Origin of the sequence: Acinetobacter kanungonis (assembly GCF_009939195.1) — a bacterium.
Lineage (GTDB): Bacteria > Pseudomonadota > Gammaproteobacteria > Pseudomonadales > Moraxellaceae > Acinetobacter > Acinetobacter kanungonis.
Genome location: NZ_JAACKC010000020.1, coordinates 1 through 458, shown reverse-complemented (window position 1 = coordinate 458; position 458 = coordinate 1). Strand labels below are relative to the sequence as shown.

At 46.3% G+C, this 458-nt stretch carries 1 pseudogene (running past one end of the window); it reads left to right on the top strand.

Annotated elements, in window-relative coordinates:
* A pseudogene (locus tag GWK51_RS16835) lies at positions 1 to 135 on the top strand (hypothetical protein) (its annotated part extends 125 nt beyond the left edge of the window); the annotation flags it as partial.
* Between the last annotated feature and the right edge of the window lie 323 nt (positions 136 to 458).

The window sequence follows — 458 nt, the reverse complement described above, 5'->3', positions numbered from 1 at the left end:
GCAACGACAATTGACGCAACAACAGGTGCGATCACAACCAGCAACATAGGTGGTACAGGATCGAGCACGATCGATGGTGCAATCAGCAACGTAAAAACAACAGCAGATGCTGCAAATACAACGGCTAACAAAGGCATTCACTTTGGTGATGGCAACACATCGAACAAATATGCACTAGGCGAGACCATCAATGTTAAAGGTGATAGCAATATCACCAGTACGACTACAACAGATGGCGTACAACTTGGTTTAGCGAACGAAGTCACGATTGGCAGTGGAGCAGGTACGAACCCTGTAACGATCAATGGAACAACAGGCAAGATTGGCGGATTGACGAACAAGATCTGGAATGCTTCTAGCATTACCAGTGGTCAAGCGGCGACAGAAGACCAACTCAAAACAGTCAGCGATGCCCAAAAAGCTACAGATGATGCTGCAGTTAAATACGATAATGCGAC